The sequence below is a fragment of the Rhodococcus sp. NPDC003322 genome (assembly GCF_053589555.1).
On record NZ_JBSFSC010000001.1, the window covers coordinates 330,149 to 348,442 of the forward strand.

15 protein-coding genes are annotated in these 18,294 nt (G+C 69.6%); 12 read left to right on the forward strand and 3 right to left on the reverse strand.

The window, feature by feature from the left end:
- The first annotated feature begins 86 nt into the window (after positions 1-86).
- The 7 genes from ACWDUM_RS01575 (at position 87) to ACWDUM_RS01605 (ending at position 8,940) form a co-directional block, all read left to right on the forward strand.
- Positions 87-1,460 (forward strand): MFS transporter, encoded by a 1,374-nt coding sequence (locus ACWDUM_RS01575; protein WP_450132619.1) that lies wholly within the window; start codon positions 87-89, stop codon positions 1,458-1,460.
- Complete coding sequence (locus ACWDUM_RS01580) at positions 1,460-2,350, forward strand: shikimate dehydrogenase (RefSeq protein WP_450132620.1); 891 nt, start codon at positions 1,460-1,462, stop codon at positions 2,348-2,350. Before ACWDUM_RS01575 ends, ACWDUM_RS01580 begins: the two co-directional genes overlap by 1 nt.
- A 180-nt stretch (positions 2,351-2,530) precedes the next feature.
- Positions 2,531-4,486, forward strand: a complete 1,956-nt coding sequence (locus tag ACWDUM_RS01585) for an oxidoreductase (protein ID WP_450132621.1) — start codon at positions 2,531-2,533, stop codon at positions 4,484-4,486.
- Positions 4,483-5,301, forward strand: coding sequence for an aldo/keto reductase (locus ACWDUM_RS01590; RefSeq protein WP_450132622.1), 819 nt, complete (start codon positions 4,483-4,485; stop codon positions 5,299-5,301). The genes ACWDUM_RS01585 and ACWDUM_RS01590 overlap by 4 nt, the downstream gene beginning before the upstream one ends.
- Positions 5,301-6,401: a Gfo/Idh/MocA family protein gene (locus tag ACWDUM_RS01595; RefSeq protein WP_450132623.1), complete on the forward strand. Its 1,101-nt coding sequence runs from the start codon at positions 5,301-5,303 to the stop codon at positions 6,399-6,401. Before ACWDUM_RS01590 ends, ACWDUM_RS01595 begins: the two co-directional genes overlap by 1 nt.
- Positions 6,398-8,125, forward strand: a complete 1,728-nt coding sequence (locus tag ACWDUM_RS01600; protein WP_450132624.1) for an FAD-dependent oxidoreductase — start codon at positions 6,398-6,400, stop codon at positions 8,123-8,125. The genes ACWDUM_RS01595 and ACWDUM_RS01600 overlap by 4 nt, the downstream gene beginning before the upstream one ends.
- Entirely contained in the window at positions 8,122-8,940 is an 819-nt protein-coding gene (locus tag ACWDUM_RS01605; RefSeq protein WP_450132625.1) for a sugar phosphate isomerase/epimerase family protein, read from the forward strand. Before ACWDUM_RS01600 ends, ACWDUM_RS01605 begins: the two co-directional genes overlap by 4 nt.
- Here the strand turns inward: ACWDUM_RS01605 and dapE are convergent.
- On the reverse strand, positions 8,917-10,002 hold the full coding sequence (gene dapE, locus ACWDUM_RS01610; RefSeq protein ID WP_450113043.1) for a succinyl-diaminopimelate desuccinylase: 1,086 nt from the start codon (positions 10,000-10,002) through the stop codon (positions 8,917-8,919). The two genes, ACWDUM_RS01605 and dapE, sit on opposite strands and share 24 nt — an antisense overlap.
- A gap of 89 nt (positions 10,003-10,091) precedes the next feature.
- The gene (locus ACWDUM_RS01615) at positions 10,092-11,000 is read right to left on the reverse strand and encodes an SMP-30/gluconolactonase/LRE family protein (protein WP_450132626.1); all 909 of its coding nucleotides are present in this window, start codon (positions 10,998-11,000) and stop codon (positions 10,092-10,094) included.
- Positions 11,001-11,092: 92 nt separating this feature from the next.
- Here ACWDUM_RS01615 and dapD point away from each other — a divergent pair, with 92 nt between their 5' ends.
- Together dapD and ACWDUM_RS01625 are read left to right on the forward strand one after the other, a co-directional pair.
- Entirely contained in the window at positions 11,093-12,046 is a 954-nt protein-coding gene (dapD, locus tag ACWDUM_RS01620) for a 2,3,4,5-tetrahydropyridine-2,6-dicarboxylate N-succinyltransferase (protein WP_450132627.1), read from the forward strand.
- 64 nt (positions 12,047-12,110) lie between these two features.
- Positions 12,111-13,520 carry an amino acid permease gene (locus tag ACWDUM_RS01625; RefSeq protein WP_450132628.1) on the forward strand — a complete coding sequence of 470 codons (1,410 nt, stop codon included), beginning with the start codon at positions 12,111-12,113 and terminating at the stop codon, positions 13,518-13,520.
- 21 nt (positions 13,521-13,541) lie between these two features.
- Here the strand turns inward: ACWDUM_RS01625 and ACWDUM_RS01630 are convergent, their stop codons facing one another.
- Complete coding sequence (locus tag ACWDUM_RS01630) at positions 13,542-14,198, reverse strand: TetR/AcrR family transcriptional regulator (RefSeq protein ID WP_450112988.1); 657 nt, start codon at positions 14,196-14,198, stop codon at positions 13,542-13,544.
- 136 nt (positions 14,199-14,334) lie between these two features.
- Here ACWDUM_RS01630 and ACWDUM_RS01635 point away from each other — a divergent pair, with 136 nt between their 5' ends.
- Genes ACWDUM_RS01635 through ACWDUM_RS01645 form a run of 3 tightly spaced genes read left to right on the forward strand, consistent with a single transcriptional unit; the run spans position 14,335 to position 18,289 of the window.
- On the forward strand, positions 14,335-15,468 hold the full coding sequence (locus ACWDUM_RS01635) for a VOC family protein (protein WP_450132629.1): 1,134 nt from the start codon (positions 14,335-14,337) through the stop codon (positions 15,466-15,468).
- Complete coding sequence (locus tag ACWDUM_RS01640) at positions 15,465-16,406, forward strand: fumarylacetoacetate hydrolase family protein (protein ID WP_450132630.1); 942 nt, start codon at positions 15,465-15,467, stop codon at positions 16,404-16,406. Before ACWDUM_RS01635 ends, ACWDUM_RS01640 begins: the two co-directional genes overlap by 4 nt.
- Positions 16,403-18,289 carry an acyl-CoA synthetase gene (locus ACWDUM_RS01645; protein WP_450132631.1) on the forward strand — a complete coding sequence of 629 codons (1,887 nt, stop codon included), beginning with the start codon at positions 16,403-16,405 and terminating at the stop codon, positions 18,287-18,289. Before ACWDUM_RS01640 ends, ACWDUM_RS01645 begins: the two co-directional genes overlap by 4 nt.
- The last annotated feature ends 5 nt before the right edge of the window (positions 18,290-18,294 follow it).

The window sequence follows — 18,294 nt, forward strand, 5'->3', positions numbered from 1 at the left end:
CGGCAGTTGTGAGACGGATCACGATCGAGTGACGTGGCGCGATTCGCGCCTGCACCGCCGGTTTCCTGGGGACGAAAGGACCACCCATGCCACGCACGTCCGAGCCCACCGGCGGACGCTCGAATCCGAATGCCCGTCGCGCCGCGATCTCGGGTTTTCTCGGCAGCACGCTCGAGTACTACGACTTCTTCATCTACGGATCCGCTGCCGCACTCGTGTTCGGCAAGATCTTCTTCCCCGGCGACGGCACGACCGCGACCCTCCTGTCGATCGGAACCCTCGGCGTCGCCTACATCGCCCGCCCGCTCGGCGCGGTGATGTGGGGTCACCTCGGCGACCGGTTCGGACGCAAGAACGCACTGCTCGCGTGCCTTCTGATGATGGGCGTCTCGACGTTCGTCATCGGCTGCCTGCCGACCTACCAGACTATCGGCATCGCCGCGCCCATCATCCTGGTGCTGTTGCGGCTGCTCCAGGGCCTGTCCGCCGGCGGGGAGTCACCCGGGTCGTCCTCGCTCACCCTCGAGCACGCCCCCGCCGACCGCCGCGCGTTCTTCACCTCATTCACCATGAGCGGCATCATGTTCGGCATCGTGATCTCGAGCCTGGTGTTCATTCCGGTCGCCTCACTTCCGGACGAGGACCTCTATTCGTGGGGCTGGCGGGTCCCGTTCTGGGCCAGCATCGTCGTCACCGTCGTCGCGCTGTGGCTACGTCGTCAGCTCGAGGAGCCCGAGGTCTTCGAGGACATCAAGGAGAACGACGATGTCGTCGCCATTCCCGTCGTCGAGATCTTCCGATCGCACGGGATGACCGTCCTGCGGGTCGCCGTGAGCTCGACGTTCGCCATGATCAACACGATCGTCAACGTGTTCGCACTCGCCTACGCGGTCAACGTCGCCGGCATGGAGCGGCAGACGATGCTCTGGGCGATCGCGACGGCGAACTTCGTCTCCGTCCTGTCCCAGCCGTTGTTCGGCATGCTCGCCGACCGGATCGGCCGCAAGCCGTTGTTCGTGTTCGGCGCCATCGGCTCCGGCGCCATGGTGTTCGTGTTCTTCCACGCCATCGGCACCGCCAGCGTCCCGCTGGTGTTCGCGTCCGGCATCGTGCTGATCGGCTTCTTCTATTCGATGCCGAACGGTATCTACCCCGCCTACTTCCCGGAGCAGTTCCCCGCCAAGGTGCGCTACACCGGCATGGCGGTCAGCCTCATGATCGGTCTGCTCGCGGCCGGTTTCACTCCGGCGATCGCGCAGGCGATCTCCGCGGGCGACACCAGCAACTGGACACCGGTGGCATGGATGTGCCTCGGCTTCGCGGTCGTTGCCGCGGCCGCGGCGATGTGCGGCCCCGAGACGCACCGCACCCCCACCGAACTGCTCGGCGAGCCGGCGGGACGCGAGGCACAGAAGCGCGCGACCGCCGATTCCCGCGAGCTCGTCGGGAGCGACGTCTGATGACAGTCAACGGCCGCACCCACCGGATCGGACTCGTCGGAGCAGGTATCGCGACATCCCTGTCGCCGCGCCTGCACACACGGGAGGCGTCCGAACTCGGTCTCGCCGACTACCGGTACGAGCTGATCGACCTCGACGACCACGCTGTTCCCGTCGGGGAGACGGGCGCGCTCCTGCACCGGCTCGCCGCAGAGGGCTGGACGGGGTTCAACGTCACCCACCCGTGCAAGCAGGAGGTGATCGGCGCACTCGACGACCTCTCCGACAACGCCGGACTGCTCGGCGCCGTGAACACGGTCGTCGTCTCCGGAGGCCGGCTGATCGGCCACAACACCGACCACAGTGGGTTCCTCGCGGGACTTCGCAGGGGACTGGCGGGCGCGGACCTGGGCACGGTACAGCTGGTCGGCGCCGGGGGCGCCGGGTCGGCCGTCGCCTACGCGCTCGCGACGGCGGGGGTGTCGGAACTACGGATCGCCGACGTGGATCCTGCTCGCGCGGCGGACGTCTGCAACCGGGTGTCGAGTTCGTTCCCCGGCACCGTCGCGGTCACGGTCTCGCTCGGCGAGATCGCTGCGGGCCTCGACCGGTGCACCGGTCTGGTCAACGCGACCCCGATCGGGATGGTCGGCCACCCGGGCACCCCGGTGGATCCCGCCGCGCTGCACGCCGGATTGTGGGTCGCGGATGTGGTGTACCGGCCGATCAGGACCGAGCTGCTGGCCGCCGCGGAGCGGGCCGGATGCGCAGTCCTCGACGGCGGGCAGATGCTCGTCGCGCAGGCGGCGGACACGTTCGATCTGCTCACCGGGCAGTCGGCCGACCGGACGCGCATGCGCGCCCACCTGGCGGACCTGCTCACCGACCAGCAGGCGGCGGCCGGCCTCTGACCGCCGGCCCGGCGGCAGGATCGACGCACGCATTAACCAAGACTGAAATACGCATAATCTTGCGTTGATTCTGTCGCCAAGCCCATGCAAAGTGGATCGTGTGGCCCCCGTCGCTCCAGTCGACGGACGTGACGCGACCACAGCCTCTTCTTGATTTCGTGATTGTCAGGAGTGACGACGATGACCTCCACACCGCCCTTCGCGGAGCCACTCGACCTGGGTGGTTTGCGGATGCGCAACCGCTTCGTGTCGGCGCCGATGGAACGCAACTACTGCGAGTTCGACGGCACCATGACGGACCGGTACATCGACTACCTCGCGCGCCGCGCCGCCGGTGGCGCGGCCCTCGTCTTCACCGAGGCGAGCTACGTCCGCGCGGACGGCAAGGGCCGTATCCGGCAGATGGGCGTCGACGTCGACGAACGCATCCCCGGGATCGCACGGATGGCACAGGCGGTGCACGCCCACGGCGCCCTGGTCGGCGTCGAGCTCAACCACGGCGGCCGCACCGCACAAGGCGCGGTCAGCGGATTCGTGCCGGTCGCCCCGACTCCGATCCCGTGTCACGTCGTCGGCGGCGAGATGCCCGAACAGCTCGAGCCCGACGACATCGAGCACATCATCGAGTGCTTCGGCGAGGCCGCGGCCCGCTGCAGGCAGGCGGGCGTCGACGTGATCTCGCTGCACGGCGGCCACGGCTACCTGATTCACCAGTTCCTCTCCCCCGCCTACAACAAGCGTGAGGACGAGTGGGCCGACCCGACCCTGTTCGTGAACCGGGTGATCGCCTCGGTGAAAGAACATGCGCCGGACATCGTTCTGGGACTGCGGTTCTCGGCGTTCGAGGCCGTCGAGGGGGGCCTCGATCCGGAGACCACCCGGGCGCGCATCGACGCGATCCACACCGACCGGCTCGACTTCCTCGACGTCTCGGCGGGCAACTACGAATCCGGGCAGTGGATCATCCAACCAGGTGAATGGGAGCGCGGACTGCTGGCGCCCTACTCGGAGCCGTACAAGCGGGACCTCGACCTGCCGATCGGCGTCGCCGGACGGATCAGCTCGCCGGACGTCGCGGCCCGGATCATCGCGTCGGGTCAGGCGGACTTCGTGTCCATGGCGCGAACGCTGCACGCGGACCCTGACTTCCCGAACCGCGCGATCGACGGCGGCCGATACCGCCCCTGCATCGCCTGCAACTACTGCATCGACAGCCTCGCGGGAGGCGAGATCCCGTGCTCGGTCAACCCTTGGGTCGGACGCGAGACGCAGCAGCCGACCGCCCCGGCCGAGGTGCCGGTCCGCGTCGCGGTCGTCGGCGGCGGCCCGTCCGGGATGGCTACTGCGCGCGAGCTCTCCGCGGTCGGGCACCGGGTCGATCTGTACGACGAAAGAGCAAGCCTCGGTGGTGATTTCGCGCTGGCATCGAGACTGCACGAGTACCCCGAGTACGGCCGGATCGTCGACTGGTACCTCGACGAGCTCACCGACCTTGGCGTGACCACGCACACCGGAATCCGCGTCCAGGCCGCAACCTTGGCCGACAGCGACTTCGACGCGATCGTGCTGGCGACCGGCGGCCGTGGCCCCGCCCTCGACGCCCCGGGGTCCGACAGCCGCCGGATCCGTGACGTCCGCGAGTTCCTGCGGTCGGGTGACCCTGCGCCGGAGGCGATCACGTTCTTCGGCGCGGACCGCGAGGCCGCTGCAGTCGCCGACGACCTGCTGCAACTCGGCACGAAGGTCGTCATGGTCGGGCCGCAGGAAACCATCGCTCACGACGTCGGCCGCCGCGGCAAGATCGTGCTGCTCCCCCGGCTCGCGGCCAGCGAGAACCTGACCACCCACCTGTCGTCGATCGTCAAGCAGATCACGGCGGACACCCTGGTGATCTCCACCAACGGCGTCGAACGGGAGGTGCCCGCGCCGGGCGAACTGCTCGTCTCACAGGGCGTCGAGCCGCGTGTGGACCTGCTCGCCGACCTGCGTTCGCTCGCACCGCGACTCGGCGTCCACACCGTCGGTGACGCCAGCGGCGACGGCGGCTCCATCCACGCGGCGGTCGTCACCGCGGCCGCCGCCGCGAAGGCGATCACCGCCGCAGCGGCGGCATCCCGAGAGGAAGCCCACGCATGATCCGCGAGTCCGGGATGCGGCAGGCCCTGCCCCCGATCGGTCTCGGCACCTGGCCGCTCACCGGCGCCGACGCCACCCGGTCGGTGCTCAGCGGCATCGAGGCCGGCTACCGGCTGATCGACACCGCATCGATCTACGGAAACGAGGACGCCGTCGGCGTCGCGCTCGCCGAGTCCGGCCTGCCGCGCGACGATCTGTTCGTCACCACGAAGATCCGGGGCAACGACCAGGTGTCGGGCGACGTCCGCGGCGCGCTGGAGCGGAGCCTGGAGAACCTGAAACTCGACCGGCTCGACCTGTACCTGATCCACTGGCCGCTACCGCGGATCGACCGCTACTCCGCGACCTTCGAGGCGATGCTGGCGTGCCGGGACGCGGGCCTGGTCCGGTACGTCGGCGTCTCCAACTTCCTCGGCCACCACCTCGAACGAGTGGTCGCCGACACCGGGGAAGCACCGGCCGTCAACCAGATCCAGATGGACCCGTCGCTCGCCCGGATCCCGGTCCGGAAAGCGAACGAGGCGCTCGGGGTGTTCACCCAGTCGTGGAGTCCACTCGGTCGCGGCGACGTGCTCGGTTCCCCCGTCGTGGTCGACATCGCGGAACGCATCGGCGCAACGCCGGCCCAGGTGGTGCTCGCCTGGCACCTCGCACAGGGTGTGGTTCCGGTTGTCCGGTCCGCGAATCCCGCTCGGCAGGCCGAGAACCTGGCGGCGCATCGCGCCACTCTCAGCGCCTCCGACCTGGCCGCGCTGAACGGACTGGACCGCGGAGAGTCCGCGGTCCGGGACGTCGAGACGGAGGAGCACTTCTGATGGGCGTCACCACACTTCGGGTCGGCATCGTCGGCTGCGGCAAGATCGCAGGCAACCACGCACGCGCCCTGGAGCAGGTACCCGGCGTCGACGTGGTCGGCTGCTCGGACCTCGACCTCGACCGGGCCCGCGCCTTCGCCGCCGAGTACGGAATCGCGAACGCGGTACGCACCGTCGACGACCTGATCGCACTCGGACTCGACGCCTGCACCGTCTGCACACCGCATCCGGTGCACGAGGAGGTCGTGCTTGCCGTGGCCGCGGCCCGCGTACATGTGCTGTGCGAGAAGCCGATCGCGGTGGACGTCGCGGCGGCCGACCGAATGATCGAGGCCGCCGACCGTGCCGGCATCACGTTCGGGGTGCTGTTCCAGCGCCGATTCTGGCCGGCCGCCCGCCGGATCAAGGCGGCGATCGATGACGGCAGCCTCGGCACACCGACCCTCGGCGAGGTGTCGGTGATCCTGCACCGCTCGTCGGAGTACTACTCGGCCGACGCGTGGCGCGGTCGCTGGGACACCGACGGCGGCGGCGTGCTGATGACCCAGGCCGTGCACCAGATCGACATGCTGCAGTGGTTCCTCGGCGCGGCCACCCAGGTCAGCGGGTTCATCCGCACCCACACCCACAGCGAGCACATCGAAACCGAGGACAGCGCCTCGGCAGTCGTGGCGTTCGCCTCCGGCGCGACCGCCACGATCACCGCCACCACCGGCGCGAACCACAACCTCGGCAACCGTGTCACCGTCGTAGGCGCCTCCGGAGCGATCGCCAGCGTCCTCGAGTTTCCTGAGGGCCGCGAGGGTGTCAACGAGATCTGGACCGCCCCGGGCGAACTCGCCCTCGGCTCGCCGTACTCCCCCGACATCCACGCGAACCTCGACGTCGCGGACGTCAACACGGGCCTGACCGACTTCCACACGCTCCAGGTGCAGGACTTCGCCGACGCCGTCCTCGCCGGACGCGAACCCGCTGTCACAGGACGCGACGCCCGCGCATCCCTCGCGATCGTCGCGGGCATCTACGAGTCCTCCCACACCGGACGAGTCGTGGACCTTCAGGCGGCATCCATACCAGTCACAACGAAAGTGAACCGATGAACCCCGACGCACCCACCACCCCCACCTACGACGTCGTCGTCGTAGGTTCCGGCGCGGGCGGCCTGTCCACCGCGATCGCGGCAGCCCACGGCGGCGCCTCGGTCCTGGTGGTCGAGAAAGCCGACGTGTGCGGCGGCGCGACCGCGTGGTCCGGTGGCTGGATGTGGACCCCGCGCAACATGTTCGCCCATGCCGACGGAGTCCACGAGGACCGCTCCCTGCCCCGCACCTACCTGGAGAACCGACTCGGCGACAACTTCGACCCCGCGAAGGTCGACGCCCTGCTCGACGGCGCCCCGGAGATGGTGGAGTTCTTCGAGAGGAAGACCGCGCTGCAGTTCACACCGGGCGTGAAGATCGCCGACATCCACGGCGACACTCCCGGCGCAGGCACCGGTCACCGCTCGGTCGGCCCGAAACCGGCGAGCCTGCGCAAGTTGGGCCCGGACGTGGCGAAGCTGCTGCGCCGCCAGTTGTACGAGACCTCGTTCCTCGGCATGGGCATCATGGCCGGACCGGACCTGCAGGCGTTCCTGCACTCCACCCGGTCTGCGAAGGCCTTCGTGCACTGCGGTGTCCGCGTGACCCGGCACATGATCGACCTGGCCACCAAGCGGCGCGGACAGCAGCTCGTCAACGGCACCGCCCTGGTCGGTCGGCTGCTGCGCTCGGCCCTCGACACGGGTGTCGAGATCAGGGTGAACACCGCAGCCACAGCATTGACCACCGACGCCTCCGGGGCAGTGACCGGGATCCGGCTCGACGGCCCGGACGGCGCCTACGCCGTCTCGGCCCACCGGGGTGTGGTGCTCGCGACCGGTGGCTTCACGCACGACATCGATCGGGTTCGTGAGCTGTTCCCGCGCACCCCCACCGGCCGCGAGCACTGGACACTCACCCCGTCCACCACCACCGGCGACGGCATCTCCCTCGGCGAGTCGGTCGGTGGGCGCCTCGACGACGGCGTCGCCTCCCCGGTCGCCTACTGTCCAGTGTCGATCGTGAAGTACCGCAACGGAAAGCAGGGCGTCTTTCCGCACATCCTCGACCGCGGCAAGCCGGGCGCGATCGGTGTTCTCGCGGACGGTCGCCGCTTCGTCAACGAGGCTCTCGGCTACCACGACTACACGCTCGCGATGATCCAGGGGGTGCCGGAGGGCCAGGAGGTGTGCTCCTGGCTGATCGCCGACTCCCGGTACATGCGCTATCTCCCGCTCGGCTTCGCCAAGCCGCTCCCGATCCCACTGTTCCCGTACGTGCAGTCCGGCTATCTCACCCGCGGAGAGTCGCTCCGCGAGCTGGCGGAGAAGATCGGCGTCGACGCGGACGGACTGGAGAAGACCGTGACCGCGTTCAATGAGGGCGCCCGCCTTGGCGTCGACCCCGAGTTCGAGCGCGGCACAACACCGTTCACGAAGGGGTCCGGCGACTACGACAACCCGTGGCCGAACCCGTCGCTCGCGCCGCTGGAGAAGGGACCGTATTACGCGGTCAAGGTGCTGCCCGGCAGCTTCGGGACCTTCGCCGGACTCGTCACCGACGCGCGGTCCCGCGTCCTCGACCGGGCCGACCAGCCAATCAGCGGCCTGTACGCGGTCGGTGTCGACCAGTCGTCGGTGATGGGCGGTCACTACCCGTCCGGCGGCATCAACCTCGGCCCCGCGATGACCTTCGGCTTTCTCACCGGCCGGGCGCTCGCCACCACCACAGGAGACAACAAATGACCGCCAAACTGGGTCTGGCCGCCCTGACCGTCCTCGACACGGCACCACTCGAGCAGGTGGACCTCGCCGAGCGGCACGGCTTCGACACCATCGGCATCCGGCTGCTGCCGGCCGCACCCGGCACCACGGCGTACCCACTGCACGAGGACCCGACCGCGCTCGACGCCCTGCTCCGCCGACTGGCCGACTCACCGGTCGACGTGTTCGATCTCGAAATCATCCGGATCGGTGCGGATTTCGACCCCGCGCACCACGTCCCCCTGCTGGAGGCCGGCGCCCGACTCGGCGCGAAGGCCGTCCTGGTCGGCGGCGACGACCCCGACCGCGCACGGCTGACCGACTCGTACGCCCTGCTCGCCGAGCTGTGCGGGCGGTACGGGATCGTCGCGAGCCTCGAGTTCATGCCGTGGACGGCGGTGCCGAACGCGAGGGCGGCCGTGGAGATCGTCTCGCAGGCCGACGGACCGGGACGCAGCGTGCTCGTCGACGCGCTGCACGTCGCCCGGTCGGCAACCACCCTCGACGATTTGGCAGCCATTCCGCGCGAGTGGCTGCACTACGCGCAGATGTGCGACGGCTCCGTGCCGTCGCCCACCGACGACGCGGAACTGATCCGGCACGCCCGCGAGGAACGCCTCGTCCCCGGCACCGGTGGCATCGCGCTCGCGGACATCTGGGCGACGCTGCCTGCCGATCTGCCGATCAGCATCGAGTTGCCGAACGAGCCGCTGCGCCGCGCGGCGGGCACCGGCCCCTGGTTGGACCGTCTCGTCGCCGCGACCCACGAGGTGCTAGTTGCTCAGGTAACCCCGTAGTACCGCGGTCACGTCGGTGATCTGCTTCACCGGCACCCGCTCGTCCCGCTTGTGCGCGAGGTTCGGGTCGCCGGGGCCGTAGTTCACCGCCGGGATGCCGAGCGCCGCGAAGCGGGACACGTCGGTCCAGCCGTACTTGGCCCGGAACCGGCCCCCCGCCGCGGTGATCAGCTCGGCAGCGGCAGGCGCCGACAGTCCCGGCAGCGCCCCCGCCGAACTGTCCGTCACCTCGAACCCGAGCCCCAGCCCGTCGACCACCTCTCGCACGTGGTCGACGGCCTGCGCGACGCTGCGGTCGGGCGCGAAGCGGAAGTTCACGTCCATCTCGGCGGCATCGGGCACCACGTTGCCTGCCACTCCACCGGCGATGCGGACAGCGGACAGTCCCTCGCGGTAGACGCAGCCGTCGATGTCCACCGACCGCGGCTGGTAGTCGGACAGCCGCTGCAGCAGCGGGGCGAACTTGTGGATCGCGTTGTCGCCCAGCCACGATCGGGCCGAATGTGCGCGCACCCCGGAGGTGGTCAGCCGCACCCGCAGCGTGCCCTGGCAGCCGGCCTCGATGAAGCCGCCGGACGGCTCACCGAGCACCGCCACGTCGGCCTGCAGCCAGTCCGGCAGCTCCCGTTCGATCCGGCCGAGGCCGTTGTACGTGGCGGCGATCTCCTCGCAGTCGTAGAAGACCAGGGTCAGGTCGTGCGCGAGGTCCTCGATGGTCGCGGCCAGGTGCAGGAAGACCGCGTCCCCCGACTTCATGTCGACGGTGCCGCACCCGTGCAGCACGTCGCCCTCCGCGGAGTCCCGCTCCCGACGGCTCGGCACGTTGTCGGCGATCGGGACGGTGTCGAGATGCCCGGCGAGCATCACCCGGCTCGGCAACCCGAGGTTGGTGCGGGCCAGGACCGCATTGCCGCTGCGTGTCACCTCGAAGCCGATGGTCTGCTCCCGCAGCGCCAACTCGACGGCGTCCGCGATCAGCGCCTCGTCCTTCGACACGCTCGGAATGTCCACGAGCGCGGCGGTCAGATCGATCGGGTCGGCGTGCAGGTCCAGATACGGCAGCGCAGTCACCCGCCCAGCCTAGGCGGCCGCGCCGCCCGTGAGTCCTTTCGGCCCGCCGGTGGACCAAAAGGACTCACGACGCGAAGCGCCTACACCGCATAGATCGCGCCGTCGAAGCCTGCGCGGAACAGCCGCCCGGCCGAGAAGCCGGTGTCGCCGTTGCCGTAGGTCACTACGCTGGACAGCGGCAGCCCGGAGGCGAGGACGCAGAACCGGTCGGGGCCGTCGACGCGCAGGATCTGACCGGAGACGTCGGTCGGGACGACCGGGCGGCCCTGCGGGTCGAGCACCAGTCCGTCCGGTGCGGCGAAGGCGTCCCCGCCCGTGAACGTGACCACCGACTCCGGGGCGGCGGGGTTCGCGGTCGGGATCCGGCTCACCCCCGGATTGCTGAAGGTCCGCGACACGTACAGGTACCGGTCGTCGGCGCTGAGTGCGGCGCCGTTGGCGCTGGGCAGCACCGCCCAGTCCGGTTGCACCACCCCGTTCGGCAGCACTCGGCCGACCAGTGAGCCGAAGTCGTTGGTGGCGTAGACCGTCCCGTCCCGGGCGACGGCCATCCCGTTCGCCGCGCTGAGTCCGGACGCGAACGGACGCATCGCGCCGGTGTTCACGTCGACGGCCACGATGCCCGCCGAGCGGGTGGCGTCCCCGGTCAGCACCCGCGCGTCGGCGCCGTATCCGACGAGCAGGGAGCCGTCCCGCGCCCAGGCCAGCGCCCCCGCGCCGCCGCTGGGGACGGTCGCGATCGGCACCGCGGGGGCGCCGGGCGCGTCGAGACGGAACACCCGACCCGAGACCAGGTCGGTGACGTACAGGCGACCTGCTCCGTCGACGGCCGCCCCCTCGAGGACCGCGCCCGGCACACTGCCGACGAGCACCGGCGACCGGCTGTCCGGGCAGGCGGGAGCGGCTGACACTGCCGGCGCCGAGACGGTTCCCGCGACCGCGGCCAGCGCTGCAGCGGCGACGACGAGTCGGATCCTGGTTCCTCGCATGGCCACGCCTTCCCTCGGTCGGGTCCTTTACAGCGTTACACGAGGTAGGCGGCTGTGCTGGTTCAGCTGCCCGGCCGGTAGCCTGGGTGCCCGTGAGCATTCAGGGAGCTACCGCAGTCGGTATCGCAAACGTGACCACGGGTGGGGTCGTCCTCGACACCTGGTACCCGGAGCCCGCGCTCGGCGAGGCCGCCGAGACCGGCACCATCGTCCTCGACGGGGCCGACGTCCCGGCCGAGCTGGCCGCGCTGACCGGCGAGGACGCCGATCGCGGCGTCAAGCAGGTCGCCGTCCGCACCTCGATCGCCGATCTGTCCGCCGCCCCTGTCGACGCACACGACGCCTACCTGCGCCTGCAGCTGATTTCGCACCGACTCGTGCAGCCGCACGGCCTGAACCTCGACGGCGTGTTCGGCCTGCTCGCCAACGTCGTGTGGACCAACTACGGTCCGTGCGCCGTCGACGGCTTCGAACTGGTCCGCGCCAAGCTGCGCGCCCGCGGCGCGGTCACCGTGTACGGCGTCGACAAGTTCCCGCGCATGGTCGACTACGTCGTCCCGTCCGGCGTTCGCATCGCGGACGCGGACCGGGTCCGCCTCGGCGCCCACCTGGCGTCCGGCACCACCGTGATGCACGAGGGCTTCGTGAACTTCAACGCCGGCACCCTCGGCAACTCGATGGTCGAGGGCCGCATCTCCGGCGGCGTGGTCGTGGACGACGGCTCGGACGTCGGTGGCGGCGCCTCGATCATGGGCACCCTGTCCGGTGGCGGCAAGGAGGTCATCTCCGTCGGCAAACGCTGCCTGCTCGGCGCGAACTCCGGCCTGGGCATCTCGCTCGGCGACGACTGCGTCGTCGAAGCAGGCCTCTACGTCACGGCCGGTACCAAGGTCACCGGCCCGGACGGCACCGTCGTCAAGGCCAAGGACCTCAGCGGTCGATCCAACCTGCTGTTCCGCCGCAACTCGGTCACCGGTGGTGTCGAGGTGGTCGCGAAGTCGGGCAGCGGCATCGAACTGAACGCGGCACTGCACGCGAACGACTGACACCCGTAGGCCTCAAACCCGTACGTCCGACATCCGTACGACCTAGACCCGAACGACTGGATTCATGAAGTACTCCGAGGAACAGCCCACTCCGACCACAACCGGATTGGGGGACACCTCCCACCTCGGCCACGGCCTGAAGGTCCGTCATCTGACGATGATGGGCCTCGGGTCCGCGATCGGAGCGGGGCTGTTTCTCGGCACCGGCGTCGGCATCGCCAAGGCCGGCCCGGCGGTCCTGATCTCGTACGTCATCGCGGGCATCATCGTCATCGCGGTGATGCGGATGCTCGGCGAGATGGGTGCCGCGATCCCGGCATCGGGCTCGTTCAGCCACTACGCCCGGATCGGCATCGGCGAGTGGGCCGGCTTCACCCTCGGGTGGCTGTACTGGTTCATGCTGATCATGGTGCTCGGCGCCGAGATCACCGGCGCCTCCGCGATCGTCAACAGCTGGCTGCCCGGCATCCCGCAATGGGTGGTGGCGCTGGTGTTCGTGACCTTCTTCGCGGTGGTGAACCTGTCGAAGGTCCGCAACTTCGGCGAGTTCGAGTTCTGGTTCGCCGCACTGAAGGTCACCGTGATCGTCGCGTTCCTGGTGATCGGCGTGCTGCTGGTGTTCGGGCTGCTGCCCGACACCGACCCGGTCGGCACCACGAACCTGTTCCACGAGGGCGGCTTCATGCCGAACGGTTTCGCCGGCGTCGCCGCGGGACTGCTGGTGGTTGCGTTCGCGTTCGGCGGCATCGAGATCGTCACCATCGCCGCCGCCGAGTCGACGAACCCGGAACGATCCATCGCGTCCGCGGTGCGCAGCGTGGTGTGGCGGATCAGCGTCTTCTACCTCGGCTCGATCGCGATCATGGTGCTGGTGCTGCCGTGGAACTCGGAGCAACTGGAGAGCGGCCCGTTCGTGGCGGTGCTCGACCAGGCGCACATCCCGTATGTCGCGGGGTTCATGGAACTCGTCGTCGTGGTGGCGCTGCTGTCGGCGTTCAACGCCAACGTCTACGGCACCTCCCGGATGGCGTTTGCCCTCTCCCGCGACGGTGACGGCCCGGCCGCGCTGTCGAAACTGTCCCCCACCGGAGTGCCGACGAACGCGGTCCTGGTGTCGGTGTTCTTCGGGTTCGTGTCGGTTCTGCTGAACTGGCTGCTGCCCGACTCGCTGCTCGAGATCCTGCTCAACGCCGTCGGCTCCGCGCTGCTGGTGGTGTGGATCTTCATCGTCGTCGCGCAACTGCGGCTGCGTCGCCGCCTGGAGGCCGAGGGCAGGCTGACCGTCAAGATGTGGGGCTTCCCCTACCTGAGCTGGCTCACCCTCGCCGCCCTCGGCGGGCTGATCGTGCTGATGCTCACCGACGCCGACGCCCGCAAGCAGCTCATCTCCACTGCGATCCTGACCCTGGTCATCGCCGGGCTGTCGGTGCTCAACGCACGGCGGCGCAGAGGGCAGGCGCCGACCCCGGCCTGACGGGAACGCCGTCCGTAGGCGTCAGGCGGCCGACCCGGCGACGGCGGCGACGTCGGGAAGCGGCCGCCGACAGATGCGGTGGGCTTCCTCCGCGGGCAGCCCGAACGCGCACAGGACGTCCTCGGTCATCTGGTCTGTCGCTTCGGCGTCGTCGCGGTCGGGCTGATCGTGCAGGAGCTGCCCGAGACCGATCGCCGCGCCCGCCGCGAGGGCGAGGGCAACTTGCGGGTCGCGGACCGTGAAACGCCCTGCGGCGGTTGCCGCCTCGATGTCGCGCAGGGCGCGCGGCGCCAGACCGTGGTCGGACGTGATCAGCGCCGACCCGTTGGCCAGTAGGACCCGGCAGAGTTCGGGCTGGATCCGGTGCAGTCGCCCGGTCAGCCGGAATGCCTGCGCGAACACCTCGGCCGGGTCCTCGATGTCCCCGGTCAGCCGGTCGAGCAGGTCGCCGTGCGCTTCGAACGCGTCGTCGACGGCCGCCTGGAAGAGCTGTTCCTTGCTCTCGAAGTGGTTGTAGAACGATCCCATCCCCACGTCGGCGGCCTGGGTGATCTCGAGCACGGGGACGTTCGGCGTGCCCTCGGCAATGAAGGTTTGAGCGGCCCGGATCAGCGCGGCGCGGGTGCGCGCCTTGCGCCGCTCGAGACGGCTCGTCTTCTCGTCGCTGCCGTCGGCCATGACGCGTCTCCATCTGCTGTGGCGGAACCCAGCCCAACCTAGCATTCGCGTTCAATTCTGACGATTTCGTCAGAACCTCTTGACTGACGAATTAGTCGTAAGTGACGATATCGTCATCATGTGAGGAGGAGCACAGATGAGTGACCGTTCCGGCACCCACACCGACGTACACAGCGACCGGGGAGCCCTCCGCGGCGAACACCCCGGTCGAGCAGCGAATCCGGTCGTCAAGGTCCGCGACCTGGCCTGGCTGGAATTCGAGAAGCCCGACCTGGTCGCCGCGGAGGCCTTCGCCCGCGCCTTCGGGTTCGCGACAACCGTCCGCACCGCCGAGGAACTGCACCTGCGCGGCACCGACGCGGGGGCGCCCTGCGCGATCATTCGCAGGGGCGCTCGGTCGTCCTTCGTGGGCGCAGCGTTCGCCGCCGACGACGCCGCCGACGTCGTGCGCCTGGCGGAGGCGACCGGCCATACCGTCCGGCCGTTACCCGAGAGCGTGGGCGGGGTGGCCGTCGATCTCACCGATCCGAGCGGCACAGTGGTCCGCGTGGTCGCGGGAATGCACTCGCTGCAGGAACTGCCCGGCCAAGGACCGCAGGTGCTCAACGTCGGACATCGGGCCCTGCGCACCAACGGCACCCAACGACCGCCACGCGAACCCGCGCGGGTGGAGCGCCTCGGCCATGTCGTCCTGCAGAGCACGCGGTACCTGGAGACGCTGAGCTGGTACCTGCAGCACCTCGGGCTGATCGTCAGCGACTTCCTCTACTACCCCGGTCAGCGTGAACGCGGGCCGGTCATGAGCTTCATCCGGTGCGATCGCGGCACCGTCGTCACCGACCACCACACGCTTGCCCTGACCCTCGGACCCTCGAACCGCTACGTGCATTCCGCCTACCAGGTCTGCGACCTCGACGCGGTCGCCGCGGGCGGCGAGTACCTGCTCGACCGCGGCTACCGGCGCTCGTGGGGAATCGGCCGCCACATCCAGGGAAGCCAGATCTTCGACTACTGGCGCGATCCGGACGGGTTCCTGGTCGAGCACTTCAGCGACGGCGACCTGTTCGACAGCACCCTCGAGCCCGGGTGGGCGCCCATGAGCGCCTCGGGACTCGCCCAGTGGGGCCCGCCGGCCACCAAGGACTTCCTCGGCGTCGCCCCCGGACGGGAATCCCGCCGCGAACTACGCGCCATGGTCTCCTCGCTCCGCGAGGACAACGAATTCGATGTCCAACGCCTCCGCGGCCTACTGAAAGTTGCCTCGACATGAGCATTTCCGTCCTCCGCACCGCCGACAGCTGGTGGGCGCAAACCCCCGACGGCGCCGCCGCGATCGACACCGCGGCCACCACCACCGCCGAACTCCTGCGCGACCGTGCCGCGATCCACGCCGCCGCGACCGCCGGGACGTCCGTCCCCGTCGAGACGCTGGACCTGATCTCGCCGGTCACCGCGCCGTGCCGGGTGGTGGCACAGATGACCAACTACGCGTCCCACGTGAAGGATTCGGGGATGAACCCCGAGACGGTTCCGCTGACCTTCTTCCGAAAGGCGTCCGGATCGATCAGTGGTCCCTTCGCCGACGTGGTCAAACCCGAGCACGTCCGCCTCCTCGACTACGAGGTCGAGATCGGGCTCGTAGTCGGTGCGCCAATTCCCGTGGGCACCACCATCGACGACACCAACGTCGCCGACTTCGTGGCCGGACTGGTGATCACCAACGACATCTCCGCCCGCGACATTCAGCTGCCGAAAACCCAGTTCTACGAGGCCAAGTCGTACCCGACCTTCACCCCCACGGGGCCGGTGCTGGTCCTGCTGGAGGAGGGCGACTTCGCGTGCTTCACCGAATTGCGCCTGACGACGCGAGTGAACGGTGAGGTCCGCCAGGACATGGTGGTCGGCGCGGACATGATCTACCGCCCCGTGCAGGCCCTGCAGACGCTGACGCGATTCCAGCGACTCGACGCAGGCGACCTGGTGTTGACCGGAACACCCGGCGGCACCGCGCTGACGGCACCCCCGAAGCCCATCGAGATCATCGGTTCGCTGCTGCCGCCTGCGGTGAAATGGAAGAGCTTCTTCAAGACCCAGGCGAAGAACCCCAAGTACCTGAAGGACGGTGACATCCTCGAGCTGGCGATCGCCACCGAGGACGGCAAGCTGGACCTCGGAACCCAGCGGACGCGAGTGAGGTACGCCCGATGAGCGACGCACTCCTGTGGCCGACCTACGCGCATCCCGACGACCTCGCCGCCATCGAGGAGGTCCCGCTCGCGGATCGCGAACTGCCGGCATCGACCTACCACCTGCTGGCTCGCGCCGCGAGGCTGTGGCCGCAGCGCCCGGCCCTGATCTGCCTGCCGGACGCGACCCGGTGGCGTGAACCCGCGGAGCGCACGCACGCCGAGCTGCTCGCCGACGTCCATCGGACGGCGAATCTGCTGCACAACACCGGGGTTGGGCGCGGCGATGCCGTCGCCCTGCTGTCGCCGAACTGCGACGAGCTGATCACCGCGACGCTGGCGTCCCAACTGGCGGGTATCGCAGCACCGATCAATCCTGGCCTGTCCCCCGGTCACATCCGGGAACTGCTACGCCGGTCGGGTGCGCGCCTGCTGATCTGCGCCGGCCCCGAACTCGACGCCACGGCATGGGCGACGGCACGCGAGATTGCCGCAACCGGCGCCGTCGATACCCTGTTGGTCCTTCGCCCCACCGGCGTGGCCGAGACCGCGGAGTTACCCCCGATCGACGGCGTGCGGGTCGCTCACCTCGCGGACGCTGCGGCGGGATTCGACCACACCCGGTTCGCCGGCACCGTGCCCGCCTCGGCCGACCTGGCCGCGCTGTTCCACACCGGGGGCACCACCGGCACCCCGAAACTGGCCGCACACACCCACGCCAACGAGGTCGCCAATGCGTGGATGATTGCGGCGAACTCGGTGCTCGACGAGGATTCGAAGATCTTCGCCGGCCTGCCGCTGTTCCACGTCAACGCCCTCGTCGTCACGGTCCTGGCACCGCTGCTGCGCGGGCAGGCCGTGGTGTGGGCCGGGCCTGCCGGTTACCGCGATCCCGCCGTGTACGGCGCCTTCTGGAAGATCGTCGAGCACTATCGGATCGCCACGATGAGCGCGGTGCCGACCGTGTACGCCGTGCTCTCCCACTGCCCCGTCGACGCGGACATCTCCAGCCTGCGCGCGTGCATGGTGGGGGCGTCGATGCTGCCCGCCGCCGTGCGGGCGGGATTCGAATCACGCACCGGCGTCCCGCTGCTCGAGGGCTACGGGCTCACCGAGGCGACGTGCGCCAGCGCTCGCAGCTTCTCCGATGCACCGCGGCACGGGTCGGTCGGACAGCGGATGCCGTACCAGAAGTTCAAGGCGGTCCGGATCGACGACCGCGGCCGCTGGACCGACCTTCCGTCCGGCGAGGCCGGCACCATCGCCATCAGCGGTCCCACCGTCTTCGCCGGCTACGTCGTCGACCTGGACACCTCCGGGTTCGTGCTGGACGGGTTGGGCGCCCTCGTCGACGGGTGGCTCGACACCGGCGACCTCGGACGCATCGACGCCGACGGTTTCGTGCACCTGACCGGCCGGGCGAAGGACCTGATCATTCGCGGCGGCCACAACATCGACCCGGCGGTGATCGAGGACGCACTCCTGGACCATCCGGCCGTCACGGGCGCGGCCGCGGTGGCGTCTCCGGACCCACACTCCGGCGAGATCCCGGTCGCCTACGTCACCCTGGTGCCCGGCGGCGACGTGAGCGAGAGGGAACTGCTCACCTGGGCCGCCGAGCGGGTCACCGAAGCGGCTGCCGCCCCGAAGTCGGTGACCGTGACGGATGCCCTCCCCGTGACCGACGTGGGCAAACCGTACAAGCCGGCCCTGCGTGCCGATGCCGCGCGCCGCGTCGCCGCACTCGCCCTCCGGGACATTGCCGGTGTCGAGGACGTGCAGAGCGTCATCGAGGACGGTGCGGTCGTCGTCGCCGTCACCGTGGCACCCGACACGGATCCGGCCGCGGTGAAGGCGGTACTCGACGGGTACCCGGTCTCCTGGCGAATCGAGGAACGACCGTGAACGGC